Genomic DNA, 14,905 nt, shown 5'->3' on the forward strand with positions numbered 1-14,905 from the left:
GGTTCACCCCTGCTGTAGCAGCGGTAAAAGCGCGTGAAGTGCCGCCTCTTCGTCCGGGCCCGCGACCAGCACCTGGGCAGCGGTCCCGCCGCGCACCCGTAGTGCGTCGATTGCCATGCCATCCTTCGCGTTACCGCGGCGTCCATTCGCGACCAGCAGGATGTCGCTTTCGAAACGGCGCGCCACATTGACGAATACATCCCGGGCAGCGTGCGCCCCATTCCGGTTCCAGCCGGAACCGGCTTCAACATCCACAACGGTTGCCATGTTCTTTTCCAAAATCTCGGGACAGGTCCCTGGATTCAGTGCGAATTATCGACCTGACAGTCCGCGAGAAACGCCCTGAGTTCGCCTTCCCACGTTGTGTCCTGCAGGTCGATGCTGACGCCGGCAAGGCGTGTCATTTCGAGGTTCAGGTGAACCGCTTCAAGCGATCGGGGCCACACGGCCTGCGCAAAACACCGGCGGTCCACGTCAAGAAGGAGCCGCGGATGGTGTCGGAACCTCGCGCTGGCGACCGAGATCGCATCCAGCACGTGCCGGGCCGATTCGCGCGGATAGACGAAGGCCAGGTGAATGCCGGCCGCCGCGAGTTGCTCACCGACGTCGTGGAAGCGGTGGATCATCTGGAACCCGCGTTCGCCACCGCGCCCGACCCCCACCAGGATCAGACCCCGGCTTCCCGCGATTTCCTGCACGCGAACCATGCGCCGGTCAGGCAGCAGCAGCGCTCCATCCAGATCAAACATGACGACATCCTCAGCGAATCCGCCCGCAAGTTCGCTGAAGGGCGGCGATCATCATTATAATACAGCAACAATTTCATGTGCCTTACATTATAATGCACTGTGTGCGAGCAGATGATCGCCTCCGGCGAACACCCGTCTTCTTCCTGACTGACCCGAAACTGTTTTCAATGAAATCCGCAATGAACGCCGCCCCCGCATGCCCGCAATGCTCAATGGAGAACACGTACCCGGACGCAGCGCTGTATGTGTGCGCGGACTGTGGCCATGAATGGTCAGAGAACGGGGGTGTGGAAACCGTGAGCGAATCGGAAAGGAGTGTGGTCCGGGACGCAAACGGAGCCGTGCTCTCAGACGGTGACTCGGTCGTGCTGATCAAGGACCTGCGCGTCAAGGGCTCCTCGATCACGCTGAAGATGGGCACCAGGGTCAAAAATATCCGGATCGTCGGCGGCGATCACGAGATCGACTGCAGGACCGATACCGGCAGCTTCATGCTCAAGGCCTGCTTCCTGAAGAAGGCCTGACCGGGTGGCCTGCACCCGCTCGCGAAGCGCCGCGGTGTTTTACGCACTTGCCTGACTACCGGATATATCGAGAATGGGCGGCGACCAGACATCCTGTGACGCATTCGTCGAGTTCCTCTCGACGCCACTGAACGACAGGCGACCCTTCGTGCTGGAAACGCAGCACGCCGTGTCCCTGCACTTCGATCACTTTGCCACCCAGAGCTGCATGTCGCTTCGTGCGCCGGACAGGCTCACGCTCGGCTATACGCGCACGATGATGGGGTTCCTGCTGCTGCAGCCCGCTCCCAGTCACATCTGCATGATCGGGCTGGGCGGGGGCTCACTGGCAAAGTACTGCTATCTGCATCTGCCTGAAGTGGAGATCACTGCGGTCGAGATCGAGCCTGAGGTGATTGCGCTGCGCGACGTGTTCAGGATTCCGGCAGACGACGCGCGCTTCAGGGTGGTGTGCGCCGATGGTGCAGACCACATCCGGAATGAGGGCGTTGCAGCCGATGTCATCCTGGTTGATGCTTACGTGTCGGGCGGGGTCGCGAGCCAGTGCACCGATATCGCATTCTTCTCTGCATGTCGCGAACGGTTGACCGACACGGGCGTCCTTGCAATGAATTTCACCGATGACGAACCCGCGCTGGACCTTTACGTTGAACGGCTGAAATCCGTGTTCGGCGCCTCATACGCATTGGTCCGATGCGGGGACGACAGCAATTTCGTCGCTTTCGCCTGGAAAGGCAGAAGCCGTTTGCCGTCTTCGCGCGTCCTGCTGGATCGCGCCTTCTCGTATGCGTGGGCGGATGACCTGCGGCTACCGGTTACCGCCAGACGACTGAAGGGCGGTGTGAGCCTCGACCCGAAACGGTTGATCTGGCGCGAGAACGGCCACGCGCACTGGGAGCATGGTGCGTGAACGTGCTGGCTCGGTGAGCTTCAGTCACCTTCAGTCAGCGCTGCGCCCGACCCGCTTTCCTAGCGTACTCTTCGTCTTGTAGGTCACACCGTGACGCTCGAGATATTCGCGGATCAACTGCCGGACAACCTGCGAAGACGTCAGATCCTGCGCGGCACAGAGCTTCTCGAATGCCTCCTTCTTGGCGGGATCGATCAGGATGGTCAGACGCGCGGTTTTCGTTTCCATTGGGAGAGGCAGGAAAGGCAAGTATGATAATCGAATTATAATACACTCGCGTTCAATGCCAATGCCCGCGCAAGCGCGCGAGGCCGTCCCGATAGTCACGACGCCCTGGGCATCGATACCCTGCACAGCGACGTTCCGGTAACACTGCCGGGACTGCGCGCTACGGCCACTCCCCCGCTTCACGCTCCTCACGCAGACCATCGTGCCCGGCACGGCAAAGGGCTCTCCCCGTGCCCGGCTGCTGCCTGCGGAACTACGCGAACACGTCGTCGGCGATAAAGGCGAGCGACAACCCAGGCCGACGGTTTGCACTTGCACTGCGCCCACTTTCCGCGAGTCCGTCGGGCGCTGTGTGAGGCGGGCGTCAGCACAACTGGTGCATCGGCCTTTTCGGCCCCATGTAGCTCACATGATAACGTCATTAGCATACCCTGCTAGCCACATGCATCTTTCGATGTAATATTATGCGCAGGACTGATCCGGTGTGCCGGGCTCGGTCCATGCCCCTCGTCCAATCCGAGCGCACTGGAGACAATCCGGATGGCAAGCGTGTCTGGCGTCCATTTCGTCCTGCTGGTCGTGGCTGCCTGGCTCGCAGTCGGCGCGCTGGGCCTTGGGGTGTTGCATCGCACACGGCTGGTCGCGCACGGACTGTTTCCGCTCGGAGCGCTGGCTGGCGTGCTGCTGGGCGCGGCAGGTGTTGCTGGTGTCTTCGCCGAACCGTCCACGATGGTGCTGCCGGTCGGCCTGCCCGGCCTTCCGTTCCATCTGCGCCTCGACCGGCTGTCGGGCTATTTCCTGTTCGTGCTCGGCGTCGTCAGCGTGGGGATCGGCGCCTTTTCCGCTGGCTATTTCCGCAAGGGCGAAGGGACCGCGCCTGGACTCATCTGTTTCGAATACCACGTGTGTATCGCGAGCATCGCGCTCGTGCTCGTCGCAGACGACGCCTACGCGTTCATGGTTGCCTGGGAAACGCTGACGCTGTCCGCCACGTTCCTCGTCATGACCAACCACCGGATCGGCGAGATCCGTCGCGCCGCCTACCTGTACTTCCTGATTTCACACGTCGGCGCGCTCGCGCTGCTCCTGTGCTTCGGCATTCTCCAGGCGCGCACCGGCGACTACACCTTCGCCAACATGCGGGCTCAGTCGCCCGATACATTCTGGGCGTCACTCGCGTTCCTGTTCGCCCTGACCGGATTCGGCGCGAAGGCCGGCGTGTTTCCGCTGCATGTCTGGCTACCGGAGGCGCATCCGGCGGCGCCGTCGCCCGTATCGGCACTTCTGAGCGGATTCGTGCTGAAAGTCGGCCTCTACGGCATGCTGCGTACCGTGTTCGACCTGCTGCACGTGCAGATCGCGTGGTGGGGTGTGCTGCTGCTCGTGCTCGGCGTTGGCACCACGCTGCTTGGCGTGGTGTTCAGCACGATCCAGGTCGACATGAAGCGCCTGCTCGCGTATTCGTCGATCGACAACGTTGGCCTGATGATCGCCGCACTCGGACTCGCGGTGCTGTTTCGCGCGTGCGGCATGCCGCTTCTGTCAGCCCTGGCGCTGACCGCGATGCTCTACCAGATCGCCGCACACGCGTGTTTCAAGAGCCTTCTGTTCCTGGGTACGGGCGCTGTGCTGCACGCCACCGGGGAGCGTAACCTTGGCAGGCTGGGCGGCCTGATCCGGTTCATGCCGTGGACCGCGTGGGCCGTGCTCGCCGGCGTCGCGGCCAGTGCAGGCCTGCCGCCGCTGAGTGGCTTCGTCGCGGAGTGGCTCCTGCTGCAGAGTTTCCTGTTCGCGCCGGGCTTGCCCAATTCCGTGCTTGCCATGACCGTGCCGATCGTGGCCGCGCTGGTCGCGATGTCGGCGGCGCTCGCCGGCTACACCATGGTCAAGTTTTTCGGCATCGTGTTCCTCGGGCAGCCGAGGGAAGCGAAACTGGCCCGCGCACGCGACGCGAATGCGTGGGAGCGGCTCGCGTTCTGCTGGTTCGCGGTGGTCGGCGTGCTGCTCGGGCTGATGCCCGTGCAGTTCGTCAAGGTGCTGGACCCGGTCACGCGTGCACTCGTGGGCAGCGGCGTCGCTGCGAACAACCAGGGCTGGCTGCTGTTTGCGCCAGTGTCGGCTGCACGGGCGAGTTACATGCCCGCCGTGTTCATGCTTTTCTTCATTGCCTGTTGCGCGCTTGCCTGGGTCCTGGTGCGGCGCTTCTACCACGGCCGGCTGCGTCGCGCGGCGCCCTGGAGCTGCGGCTTTCCGTTCACGACGGCGCGGATGCAGGACACGGCCGAAGGCTTCGGGCAACCAATCCGGGAGATCTTCGCGCCGCTCCTACGCGTCGAGCGGCAATTGCCCTCGCCCTACGATACGCAACCGGTCTATCGCGTATCCGTCACCGACCGCACGTGGTCCCTGCTCTATGACCGAATCGCGGCACTCGCGCAACGGGCGGCACAATGGGCTGGCCGGCTGCAGACGGGCAGGATTGCCGTGTACCTCACCTACAGCTTCGCCGTACTGATCCTGCTCCTGATGCTGGTGAGGCAATGGTGAGCCTGTCCGGCGCGATCTCGCAGGCCCTCGAGATTCTCGTGGCGCTTGCCGGCGCCCCCTTGCTCACGGGCTGGATCAACCAGTGCCGCGCATGGCTGCAGAACCGGCGCGCACCATCCATCTGGCAGCCGTACCGGACGCTCCACAAGCTCTTCAACAAGGAATCGGTCGTCGCGCACAGTGCAAGTCCGGTGTTCCGTGGGGCCCCCTACGTCGTCTGGGCCGCGATGACGCTTGCGTGTGCGATTGTGCCCACGCTGTCGACTGAACTGCCGCTGTCGCCTGCAGCGGACGCGATCGCGCTCGTCGGCCTGTTTGCGCTCGCGCGCGTTGCGTTGTCGCTCGCCGCGATGGACATCGGCACCGCGTTCGGCACGCTCGGCGCCCGCCGCGAGATGCTGATCGGCTTCCTTGCGGAGCCCGCGCTGCTGATGGTGCTGTTCTCGGCCTCGCTGATCACGCAGTCGACACTGCTCACGAGCATCGTCGCAACGCTGGGCCGGAGTGAACTCACGATCTATCCGAGCCTGGCCTTCGCGGGTATTGCGTTCACGCTGGTGTCGCTCGCCGAGAACGCGCGCCTGCCGGTCGACAATCCGGCCACCCACCTCGAGCTGACGATGATCCACGAGGCACTGATCCTCGAATATTCAGGACGGCACCTCGCACTGATGGAATGGGCAGCGAGCCTCAAGCTGTTTGCGTACTCATGCATTGGACTGGCGCTGTTCGTACCGTGGGGCATCGCCGGGGCAGGCAGCCCGTTTGCGCTGCTGCTCGCGCTGCCAGTGCTTTTCATCAAGCTCATGGTGGGCGGTGCTGCACTTGCCGCGGTCGAGACCGCCAATGCAAAGATGCGAATATTTCGGGTTCCAGAGTTTCTCGCCACCGCGTTCCTGCTCGCGGTCATCGGCATGCTCGTACACATTCTGCTGGGGGCATGAATGCACGGTTACGCGACGCAACTCATCAACTTCCTCGCGGCCGTGCTGCTCGCACTGTCGTTCGCGATGCTGAGCCAGCGCCGGATCCTCTCGCTGATTCACCTCTATACGCTGCAGGGCGTCGTACTCGTGCTGGCAAACCTGATCCTCGGATTCGTGACGGGCGATGCAAACCTGTACGTGTCCGCGGGCCTCACGCTCGTGCTGAAGGTCGGCGTGATTCCGTGGATCCTGTATCGGCTCGTGCGCAGGCTCGACGTGCGGGCCGACGTCGAGCCGCTCATCAACATTCCGACGACGATGCTCATTGGTATCGTGCTCGTCATCATCGCGTTCACCGTCGCCTCGCCAATCAGCCAGCTCGCGACCTCGGTCGCGCACGGCACACTCGGGATCGCACTCGCGTGCGTACTGCTGTCGTTCATGGCGATGATCACGCGCGCGAAGGCGATTCCCCAGGTGATCGGCTTCCTGTCGATGGAGAACGGCCTGTTCTTCGCAGCAACGGCCGCGACCAACGGCATGCCGATGATCGTGGAGCTCGGCATCGGGCTGGACGTGCTGGTCGGCATCCTGATTCTGGGCGTATTCATGTTCCAGATCCGGGAGCAGTTCGACAGCCTCGACATCCATCACATCGAGAAACTCAAGGATGAGTGACGCCCACGTCGTGCTCGCCGTACTCGGCATTCCGCTCCTGGCCGCCGCATGCCTGGCGCTCACGCGAACGAGCCGTGTCGCGCGGCACCTGAACGTCGCATTCAGCGTCGCGACGTTTGCAGCCACGCTCGTACTCGCCGCGCGCACCGTCGAACATGGGCCGTCGTTTGCGTACGGTCGGGCATTTTTTGTCGATCCGCTCAACGTGTACCTCGTCGCGCTGACCGCATTCGTCGGCTGGACGACGTCACTGTTCTCGCGGCCGTACATGCAGGTCGAAGAGGACCGTGGCCGGATGACGGCAAACCGCATGCGGCTGTATCACAGCATGTACCAGCTCTTCATGTTCGCCATGCTGCTTGCGCTGCTGACCAACAATCTCGGTGTACTTTGGGTCGCGATGGAAGCAGCCACACTCGCGACCGTGCTGCTCGTGAGCGTCTACCGCACAGCCGCCAGCCTCGAGGCCGCATGGAAGTACTTCATCCTGTGCGGTGTCGGCATCGCGCAGGCCTTGTTCGGCACGATCCTGCTTTACCTCGCGGCGAGCCGGCAGTTGACCGGCGACGATGCGCTGCTCTGGACGAGCCTGGCAGCGGCCAGGACCCACCTGGACCCCAACATCGTATCGATCGCCTTCGTCTTCCTGCTCGTAGGCTATGGCACCAAGGTCGGACTGGTACCGATGCATAGCTGGTTACCGGACGCCCACGCCGAAGGCCCGACACCGATTTCGGCCGTGCTTTCGGGGCTGCTGCTGAACGTCGCGCTGTACGTGGTGCTGCGCTGCAAGGTCCTTGCCGATGGTGCCCTGGGCAATGGCCTGCCGGGGCGGCTGCTGGTCGGCTTTGGGCTCGTGTCGGTGCTGGTTGCATCGTTCTCGCTGTTTCGCCAGAAAGACGTCAAACGGCTGTTCTCCTGGTCCTCGATCGAGCACATGGGGCTGATGACCTTCGCGTTCGGACTTGGCGGCCCGATCGCGACGTTTGCCGGGCTGCTTCATATGACCGTCCATTCGCTCGTCAAATCGGCCATCTTCTTCACCGTGGGTCACGCGGCGCAGAAGGCAGGCACGCAGGCGATCGATGGGATTCGCGGGTTGCTGCAGGTCAGCCCGACAGTCAGCTGGGCAATGATGCTCGGCTCTCTCGCGATTCTCGGCCTGCCGCCGTTCGGCGTGTTTGCGAGCGAGTTCCTGATCCTGACGACCGCCATGAATACGATACCGTGGACGGCGCCCCTGCTCCTGCTCGGCCTCGCCGTCGCTTTTGCGGCAATCTTCGCGCGCGTGCAGCGGATGGTGTTTGGTGGAACGACAACGGCAAAACCGCTCGAGCATCGCCCTGCCCTGCTGCCGGTCTTCGTGCATCTGGGCCTCGGGCTGATGCTCGGTCTCTATGTGCCACCTTACCTGGCAACGTGGTATCGCCAGGCCGCAACGATGCTGGGGGGCTGAAGCATGCGACTTGGTATGACACAGATCGAAGGCGCGATCCGGCTGTCGCACGCAGTGGGACAGATTCCAGCAGCCATCGTGGAGGTGAACGAAGCACGGTGGCGCGAAGTCGCTCACATGATGCACTCGCAGCAGGGCCGGCTCATCACGATGTGGGGCTGCGAAGCAACCGACGGGCTTTTTTCTGCAAACGCGGCGTACGAATGTGAAGACGGGATACTGTGGGTGCGTCTTGCGACGGAGCGTAGCCCACAGCCCGGTGGAAGCTTCCCTGATCTTGCCGCCATTTTTCCGTACGCGGCACGCATGCAGCGCGCAATCTTCGATCTGACCGGCCTGCGGGCTCGTGATGCGCAAGACACCCGCTCGTGGCTCAATCACGGCAACTGGCCCGCTGACTATTTCCCGTTGCAAAGACAGGCATCCGGCGTCGAGACGTTCGAGTCCAGCGAGGCGGATTACCCCTTCGTGCAGGTCGCGGGAGACGGCGTGCACGAAATCGCGGTCGGGCCGATCCACGCCGGCACCATCGAGCCGGGGCACTTCCGCTTCTCGGTCGTCGGGGAAAAGGTGCTGCGCCTTGAAGAGCGTCTAGGTTATGTGCACCGGGGAGTCGAGCGGCTCTTCGAACGAACGCCGGCCTCAGGTGGCTATCGGGTCGCGGCACGGATCGCAGGCGACTCGACAGTTGCGTTTACATGGGCATACTGCATGGCGCTTGAGCAGGCGTGCGGTGTCACGGTACCGAACCGCGCGCTGTATGTGCGCGCCCTCCTGCTGGAACGGGAGCGGGTTGCCAATCATCTGGGCGACCTTGGCGCGCTCGGCAACGATGCCGGGTTCGCCTTCGGACTCGCACAGTTCTCACGGCTCAAGGAGGACTGGACACGGATGAACGCGCACGCCTTTGGGCATCGCTATCTGATGGACCGGATCGTACCGGGTGGCGTGTCAGTCGACATCCGTCCGGAGACCGCGACGGCCCTGGTGAAGCAGTGCGATGCTATCGAGCGTGAAGCCCGCATTATGCGCAAGATCTACGAGGACCAGTCGGGATTGCAGGACCGGTTTGCTGGTGCCGGCCGGTTGACTGCCGACGTCGCTGGACATTTCGGCGTGCGCGGCATGGCCGCTCGCGCCAGCGGTCATACATTCGATTTGCGCGCGGCCATGCAACCCGCTCCGTACGACGATGTGGCCGTCAAGGCTGCGAGCGACGCGCGGGGCGACGTCGCGGCGCGCGTCGCCGTGCGATTTGCCGAAATCGACGAGTCCCTGCGGGTAATACGTGTACTGCTCACCAGCCTTCCTGCCGGATCCGTTGCCGTCGACGTGAAGCCGGTCACCGCACCGTCGCGCGGTACGGGCTGGGTGGAAGGGTGGCGCGGCGACGTGTTTGTCACGCTCGAGGTCGACGCCGGCGATGTGGTTTCGCGCTGCCATTGCCACGATCCATCGTGGCAGGGCTGGCCAGCACTCGAGCACGCGATCATCGGAAACATCGTTGCTGATTTTCCGTTGATCAACAAGTCGTTCAACCTGAACTACGCGGGGCACGATCTCTGATGTGGCAGCTTATCCGGCAATTCGCGCGCTCCGGCTTTCCGGACGAACCAGCACCGACAGTGGAAGATGCATGGCGACACGAGGAGCGAGAGATTCGTCGGGAAATACTCGATCTCCTCGGGCGCGCGCTATGCATCCGGCAGATTGACGCGGGCTCCTGTAACGGCTGCGAACTGGAGATCCACGCGCTCAGCAATCCTTACTACAACATCGAAGGTCTGGGGATCAGGTTCGTTGCGAGCCCCCGCCACGCGGACCTGCTGCTCGTAACCGGGCCCGTGACCTTGAACATGAAGGCGGCCGTGCTTGCGGCATATGAAGCAACGCCAGCCCCGAAACTCGTCGTAGCGGCAGGAGAATGCGCATGCACGGGCGGCATATTTTCCGGCAGCTATGCCGTATGCGGCCCGGTTTCGTCGGTCCTGCCGGTTGATGTGGCAATCCCCGGTTGTCCACCACCACCCATCGATTTGCTGCGGGGCATCCTGACGGCCTGCCGGGCACGTTAGCGTAATTCAGGAAGATCGACATCCAGGCGGGTATGCGCCGTGCCGTACCTCCACACACCGGGACGCGCTCAATGCATGATGACGATTTCGACGAATTGCGCGCGAGCCTCGCACTCGTGCGCCTGGCATGGCCTCAACTCGTCACGATGTTCGGCTTCCTGTTTGCCGTTCTGCTTCGCTACCCGACGTGGTTTGTTGCCCTGGCCGTTCTTGTTGTGACGGTTTCGATTTCGCACATCGCCATGAATGTCGCAAGGAATCCCGCCAGGTCGTTTGATTTCAAGGTGATCGACTGGCTCCTGGTCGGTTCCGGCTGGTCGGCCAGTCTGCTCTCGATGTACTGGCTGCGAATCGAGCGGACGCACCATCTGGAACCAGGTGCGCTTCTCGGCCTGGCGATCCAGACCACGCTGATTTCGAACCCCGAGTTCGGGACTGGATCCGCTGTCACGCAATGGCTGTGCTGTTTCAGTGCGCTGGCTGTGATGCTCGCCTGGGCCTTTAGCGGACGATACATTGACTGACCGTGGAGCGCCTGCAGCGAAGGCAGCAATGTTTGCGCCTCTGCAATGCTCACCCCAGCACCGGTGATCCCATGTCAAACGTCCGTTCCTGGGCCCAGCAGTCCAACGAAGATTCTGTCGTGCTGCCGTTTAAGTCCTCAACGGCAGCTTTCGGGCGGCTTCCGTGAATGAGTAAAGCCGGCCAATAACGAGTCATTCGCGCGCGCCATCGCCGAGACGTTCAGGTTTCGCTTGTTGCTCAGGAGCCGGTCACTCCAGTGAACAGTATTGATCGCGACCATAGGCAGGTCTCAATGCCCGCGCCGACCCTGCTCACGCAGCGTCACGTCTGGCATGCGTCTCCCGCGGCACCACCGCTTGCGCGTCGCCGGAAACTAGCGGTGCAATCGCGCCTGCGCGTTCAAGCGCGTGTTCGATAAATGTGCGCGTCTTTGCCGGCAGATGCTGACGGCGCGGATACACGAGCGACACATTCGGCTGCCAATCGTCGATCTTGTACGTCGACATAACGCGCCTCAGGTTGCCAATGGCGAAGTCGTCGGCGACGAGCGATTCGGGCAGTATCGCGACACCCATTCCAGCGATCGCGGCAAGCCGTACGAGTAGCGGGCTGTCGACCATGTATGACGGCTCGATCGCCACAGACTCCTCATTGCCCTCAGTGTCGACAAAATGCCATAAGGCAGAACCGCGCTGGTCCGCAGGGGTCGCCAGGCAGGCGTGCAGCGCCAGATGATCGGGATGGTGCGGTTCGTGGTGTGTCGTCAGGTAAAACGGCGCGGCGCATAGCACGAGGCGTTGACTCGCAAACGACAACTCCTTGACATCAGTATCCGCGGTCTCGCCGGGCGTCGACGGGTCCGCGACGAGCAGACCGACGTCATAGCCGTCTTCGACGAGTCGCGGCACACGCTCTGTGACCGTGAGCCGGATACGCACCTTCGGATATCGGCGCCGGTAGCTGTCGAGCAACTGCGTGAGGGACTGCGGCGACAGCGCACTCGTAACGACAACTCGCAGCGTGCCGCTGGGCTCGCGCCCGATGCCTGCCAGGGATCCTTCGAGGTGGTCGAGTTCTTCGAGCAGCGTGCGACAACCATCCACATAGCGCATGCCCGCCTCTGTGAGCGAAACCTTGCGTGTTGTGCGGTTGATGAGGCGTGTTTTCAGATGTGCTTCCAGCGAGGCGATCGACCGGGTAACCAGCGCGTTCGACACGTTCAGTTGCTGGGCAGCGTGCCTGAAACTTTGCGTTTCCGCAACGCGCAGGAAGATGCGCATTACATGGATCTGGTTCAAATGTGCGGTCCTCGCCCCGCGTGGTGAATCCACGCCTGGTTAGCCCCTGGGGGCAGTGACTCTACGTCGGAAGGTGCGCCGCCCGGGTTAACCGGCATTTCCTGCATTCCATCTGATGGTGTAAAGGAACTGGATTAGCATCCAAGAAATTACTCAAATAGCTTCCATTCTTGGCCGAATCCTAGGTCAAGAACCTCCCTCTTGGCGGATTTTTTTACTTAAATAATTTCCGTCCGTCACAGCTTTCAACCATATCACTTCCAGTGTGTTCGGCATTCCGAACACAATCGGAAGATAGCGGCTTTAGGCAAACCCAGCCAGCGGTCCCTTCTATCGAGGATAGCTGGCGAAAAGCCGAAAAAGAGCGCCAAATAGACCGAGGGCAGATCCCGTCCCAGAGGCAAACGAAATGAGCAACCCCTTCATTGAAGCGCTCCCCAGTCCCACAGGTCATGACTTCGATTTGCTGTTCTCAAACTATCTCGACGCATGGATGGCGAAAAACAGAAACGCGGCCGACGTCGCGCGTCCACTCCCGGAATGGATCGGAATGACCGGGATCGGCAAAAGCAATATGTATAGTAACGTGATATTCCTGCGCTGGCCGCTGGTCATCAACCGTACCAAGCGTGCGGCATAGGGCGCGGCGACCGCTAAAGACACCAGTTCTAACGTCGTGTTCGTCCGCCGACCTCGGGCCGTCGATTGTACTGGACTTATTTCAGAGGGCGCACGCAAGGTTCAGAGGAATCGACATACCAAAACGCTAGCTGCCCTGATAGCCCTGCAACGACGGCATTCATGTCATCTGGTTTTGGCCGAAAGCAAAGAAAAACTGAACAGTAGAAACGCTCAACTCGGTGGTGCCCCTCTTCGCAGAACAGAGGCGCTACACCGGGAATCAAGGATTTAATACTCTCCCGAAAACCAACATTCGGAATGGGGCTGGGGAGTTTTCCCTATCGGCGTACATACCGGAAGTCGGCGGTCCGTGATAACCCGCGCTTCTCACGGTAGCTCTACTTCGCTCCAACCGGCCTTCGGACCGTGCTAAAAGGCACCACAGTCCTAATGGCGTTGACCACCATCCAGGCGCACCGCGCGCAAGCTCATGACAGCGTTGCCTGCCGCTCAATCTCTACTATCTCCGGCCCGGCATATCAAAGCGCGCGTCAGTTTGTAGCGACTGCAGTATTCAGAACTGTATCTTATCCGTCGCTTCGACCGGTTGAATGCGGAGACGCTGGAGCAGCCCACCGACGCTGACGCCAGAAGAGTCTCCGATGGCAGGAACCAGCGCCTTTCCGGCAGATAAGGGCTACGCGCAAGGTCAACGGAAAGCGCTAAACTGCGGTCAGTCGCCCTGTTCTCCACTTACTTCGCGCGGCGACCCGCAGAACACGTACAACCCAGCTTATTGGGAGAGTTCCGCCATGTCTGCCGACCCTTTGCCCCATGCGCGCCTCGTCCAGATTCGCGCACTTCTAGGCGAATTGCGTGCGGAAGTAGATACCGCATATTGCGAAGTGCTCACCAATCCACCAGAAAAGTCGATTCGACGACGAGCTGTATATTCTGCGATCGAATATCTGCGGGCAGCGGACAGATGCCTTCGGGACGTCGCGTGGCAGCGCGGACTGCCCCGTGCGTTTCTAGACGAGCTTTCACGGAGAGATGTCGATCCACGGAAAACCGAGGATTCTCCGCTACACCAGCTTGCCCGCACGCACGACGCGTGGGACGTGGGTCTAGTTGAGGCGCTTTTTTCAGCGGCGCACGAATCCCACCTAAATGCCAACGATTTTGCGCCGGACGACCGCGTGTTGGAAGCACTTCAGCATATTCGGTCGGCGCGCGACCGGTTGTCCGCTCCTCGCAGCATTGCTGATCTGCATGTAACGAATATTGAGTTGCAATCCGGGTCAACCGTCGTCGCTTGGATGCACTCGAAAGCTAATCTGTTGCTTGCAACCTATACCGCGCCATCCTCGAAAGATCTGGTCATACTGAAAACTCACTAGGCGTGAGCGGCATGGACAAACACGACCATATGGCACACCCGGCCCGCAATCCGAGCTCGGCGATCATCCTAAACTCTCGCGGAGACCGCGCGGGAACTGACTGCATTGAACCGAACTGAGATTAGGATGGACGCGACTATCGAGGCAACTGCCGTGACTCCCGTCGAAGAGGTCTATTGTCCTCGATGTCTTTTCTGCAGGAATCCCTCGCAAAATCGCTCATTCATTGATGACCCGTGGTCGTGGCAAGCGCAGCGGTTTCATGCGCGCCAATCCGCGCCGGGTCCGGCCCGAAGAGCCCGCGGAATCGCTGAGATTGCGATTGTCTCATCCGAGGGCGAGCGCGGAGGTAATGACAAGAATAGCCGCCAGCGTCGCCGCTTTTCGGCTTTACGAATCACACGATCGGTATCCCGAGGCAACGCCGGACGCGGCGAGACATCAGTCGTGAGGCAGAAATCGAACCGCACGTTGGTCCTCGCAACTTTACGCACGATCCGATCCCTCGAGTTCCTATACATCATCAGGCGATAACGCCGCTTATCGCGGCCACGCTGCATACCCCGCCCCACCCTGACCGGCAAACCACGGCGACACAGGACGCGACCGACCGGTGGCCGCGACCGGACTGCCACGGCCGCCGGCCCGCCAGCTCCGCAGCCGTGGCGCCCGTTGTGCCGGACCGAACCGGTCGCGATCCCCGGGGGTGCGGTAAGATACGGCGTCTGCATGACTGGCGAAAAACGGATGGAGCACCATCGGGGAGCGTAAACGCAGCGCCGCCGTTCGCCTGGGCATCGTGATCGTCCTCTCTGGAGACCTCCCATGATCCATGCCCGTATCTCCGGTTTATGCCTGCCTTGCCCGCCCTGTGAACCGCGCTCACCGGCTCTCCCGCCCTCCGGATGCGTCTGCCCGCATGTGCCTGTTTCCGGACAGGCGGTGACCGGATTTGCGCAGCGGGAGGT

At 61.8% G+C, this 14,905-nt stretch carries 15 protein-coding genes and 1 riboswitch; of the genes, 11 read left to right on the forward strand and 4 right to left on the reverse strand.

What is annotated here, in order from left to right; translation table 11 throughout:
• Positions 1–3: 3 nt before the first annotated feature.
• Complete coding sequence (locus tag AB4Y35_RS28105) at positions 4–267, reverse strand: HPr family phosphocarrier protein (RefSeq protein WP_368691885.1); 264 nt, start codon at positions 265–267, stop codon at positions 4–6.
• Positions 268–302: 35 nt separating this feature from the next.
• Positions 303–749, reverse strand: coding sequence for a hypothetical protein (locus tag AB4Y35_RS28110; protein ID WP_368706932.1), 447 nt, complete (start codon positions 747–749; stop codon positions 303–305).
• A 179-nt stretch (positions 750–928) separates the two neighbouring features.
• On the opposite strand from AB4Y35_RS28110, the gene AB4Y35_RS28115 reads away from it, so the two are divergent.
• Positions 929–1,273, forward strand: a complete 345-nt coding sequence (locus AB4Y35_RS28115; RefSeq protein ID WP_368706933.1) for a zinc ribbon domain-containing protein YjdM — start codon at positions 929–931, stop codon at positions 1,271–1,273.
• A 73-nt stretch (positions 1,274–1,346) separates the two neighbouring features.
• A complete protein-coding gene (locus tag AB4Y35_RS28120; RefSeq protein ID WP_368706934.1) occupies positions 1,347–2,183 on the forward strand; it encodes a spermidine synthase in 837 nt (278 codons plus the stop codon).
• A gap of 30 nt (positions 2,184–2,213) precedes the next feature.
• Here AB4Y35_RS28120 and AB4Y35_RS28125 read toward each other — a convergent pair whose 3' ends face one another.
• Positions 2,214–2,411 carry a ribbon-helix-helix protein, CopG family gene (locus AB4Y35_RS28125; RefSeq protein WP_342952542.1) on the reverse strand — a complete coding sequence of 66 codons (198 nt, stop codon included), beginning with the start codon at positions 2,409–2,411 and terminating at the stop codon, positions 2,214–2,216.
• A 540-nt stretch (positions 2,412–2,951) separates the two neighbouring features.
• On the opposite strand from AB4Y35_RS28125, the gene hyfB reads away from it, so the two are divergent.
• The 7 genes from hyfB (at position 2,952) to AB4Y35_RS28160 (ending at position 10,617) form a co-directional block, all read left to right on the forward strand.
• Positions 2,952–4,958, forward strand: coding sequence for a hydrogenase 4 subunit B (gene hyfB / locus AB4Y35_RS28130; RefSeq protein ID WP_368706935.1), 2,007 nt, complete (start codon positions 2,952–2,954; stop codon positions 4,956–4,958).
• The gene (locus tag AB4Y35_RS28135) at positions 4,952–5,902 is read left to right on the forward strand and encodes a respiratory chain complex I subunit 1 family protein (RefSeq protein WP_368706936.1); all 951 of its coding nucleotides are present in this window, start codon (positions 4,952–4,954) and stop codon (positions 5,900–5,902) included. Before hyfB ends, AB4Y35_RS28135 begins: the two co-directional genes overlap by 7 nt.
• Positions 5,903–6,562 (forward strand): formate hydrogenlyase, encoded by a 660-nt coding sequence (locus AB4Y35_RS28140; protein ID WP_324160709.1) that lies wholly within the window; start codon positions 5,903–5,905, stop codon positions 6,560–6,562.
• Positions 6,555–8,018: a hydrogenase 4 subunit F gene (locus AB4Y35_RS28145; protein ID WP_368706937.1), complete on the forward strand. Its 1,464-nt coding sequence runs from the start codon at positions 6,555–6,557 to the stop codon at positions 8,016–8,018. Before AB4Y35_RS28140 ends, AB4Y35_RS28145 begins: the two co-directional genes overlap by 8 nt.
• Positions 8,019–8,021: 3 nt before the next feature.
• Positions 8,022–9,584, forward strand: a complete 1,563-nt coding sequence (locus AB4Y35_RS28150; RefSeq protein WP_368706938.1) for an NADH-quinone oxidoreductase subunit C — start codon at positions 8,022–8,024, stop codon at positions 9,582–9,584.
• The gene (locus AB4Y35_RS28155) at positions 9,584–10,093 is read left to right on the forward strand and encodes an NADH-quinone oxidoreductase subunit B family protein (RefSeq protein WP_368697353.1); all 510 of its coding nucleotides are present in this window, start codon (positions 9,584–9,586) and stop codon (positions 10,091–10,093) included. The genes AB4Y35_RS28150 and AB4Y35_RS28155 overlap by 1 nt, the downstream gene beginning before the upstream one ends.
• A gap of 71 nt (positions 10,094–10,164) precedes the next feature.
• A complete protein-coding gene (locus AB4Y35_RS28160) occupies positions 10,165–10,617 on the forward strand; it encodes a hypothetical protein (protein ID WP_368706939.1) in 453 nt (150 codons plus the stop codon).
• Between the two features lie 312 nt (positions 10,618–10,929).
• Here AB4Y35_RS28160 and AB4Y35_RS28165 read toward each other — a convergent pair whose 3' ends face one another.
• Positions 10,930–11,916, reverse strand: coding sequence for a LysR substrate-binding domain-containing protein (locus tag AB4Y35_RS28165; protein WP_368706940.1), 987 nt, complete (start codon positions 11,914–11,916; stop codon positions 10,930–10,932).
• A 409-nt stretch (positions 11,917–12,325) separates the two neighbouring features.
• On the opposite strand from AB4Y35_RS28165, the gene AB4Y35_RS28170 reads away from it, so the two are divergent.
• Both AB4Y35_RS28170 and AB4Y35_RS28175 read left to right on the forward strand, forming a co-directional pair.
• Positions 12,326–12,556: a hypothetical protein gene (locus tag AB4Y35_RS28170; protein WP_368706941.1), complete on the forward strand. Its 231-nt coding sequence runs from the start codon at positions 12,326–12,328 to the stop codon at positions 12,554–12,556.
• A 793-nt stretch (positions 12,557–13,349) separates the two neighbouring features.
• Entirely contained in the window at positions 13,350–13,937 is a 588-nt protein-coding gene (locus tag AB4Y35_RS28175) for a hypothetical protein (protein ID WP_368706942.1), read from the forward strand.
• A 719-nt stretch (positions 13,938–14,656) separates the two neighbouring features.
• Positions 14,657–14,740, forward strand: a riboswitch (ZMP/ZTP riboswitch).
• The last annotated feature ends 165 nt before the right edge of the window (positions 14,741–14,905 follow it).

The organism is Paraburkholderia sp. EG286A, from assembly GCF_040965375.1.
Taxonomy (GTDB): domain Bacteria; phylum Pseudomonadota; class Gammaproteobacteria; order Burkholderiales; family Burkholderiaceae; genus Paraburkholderia.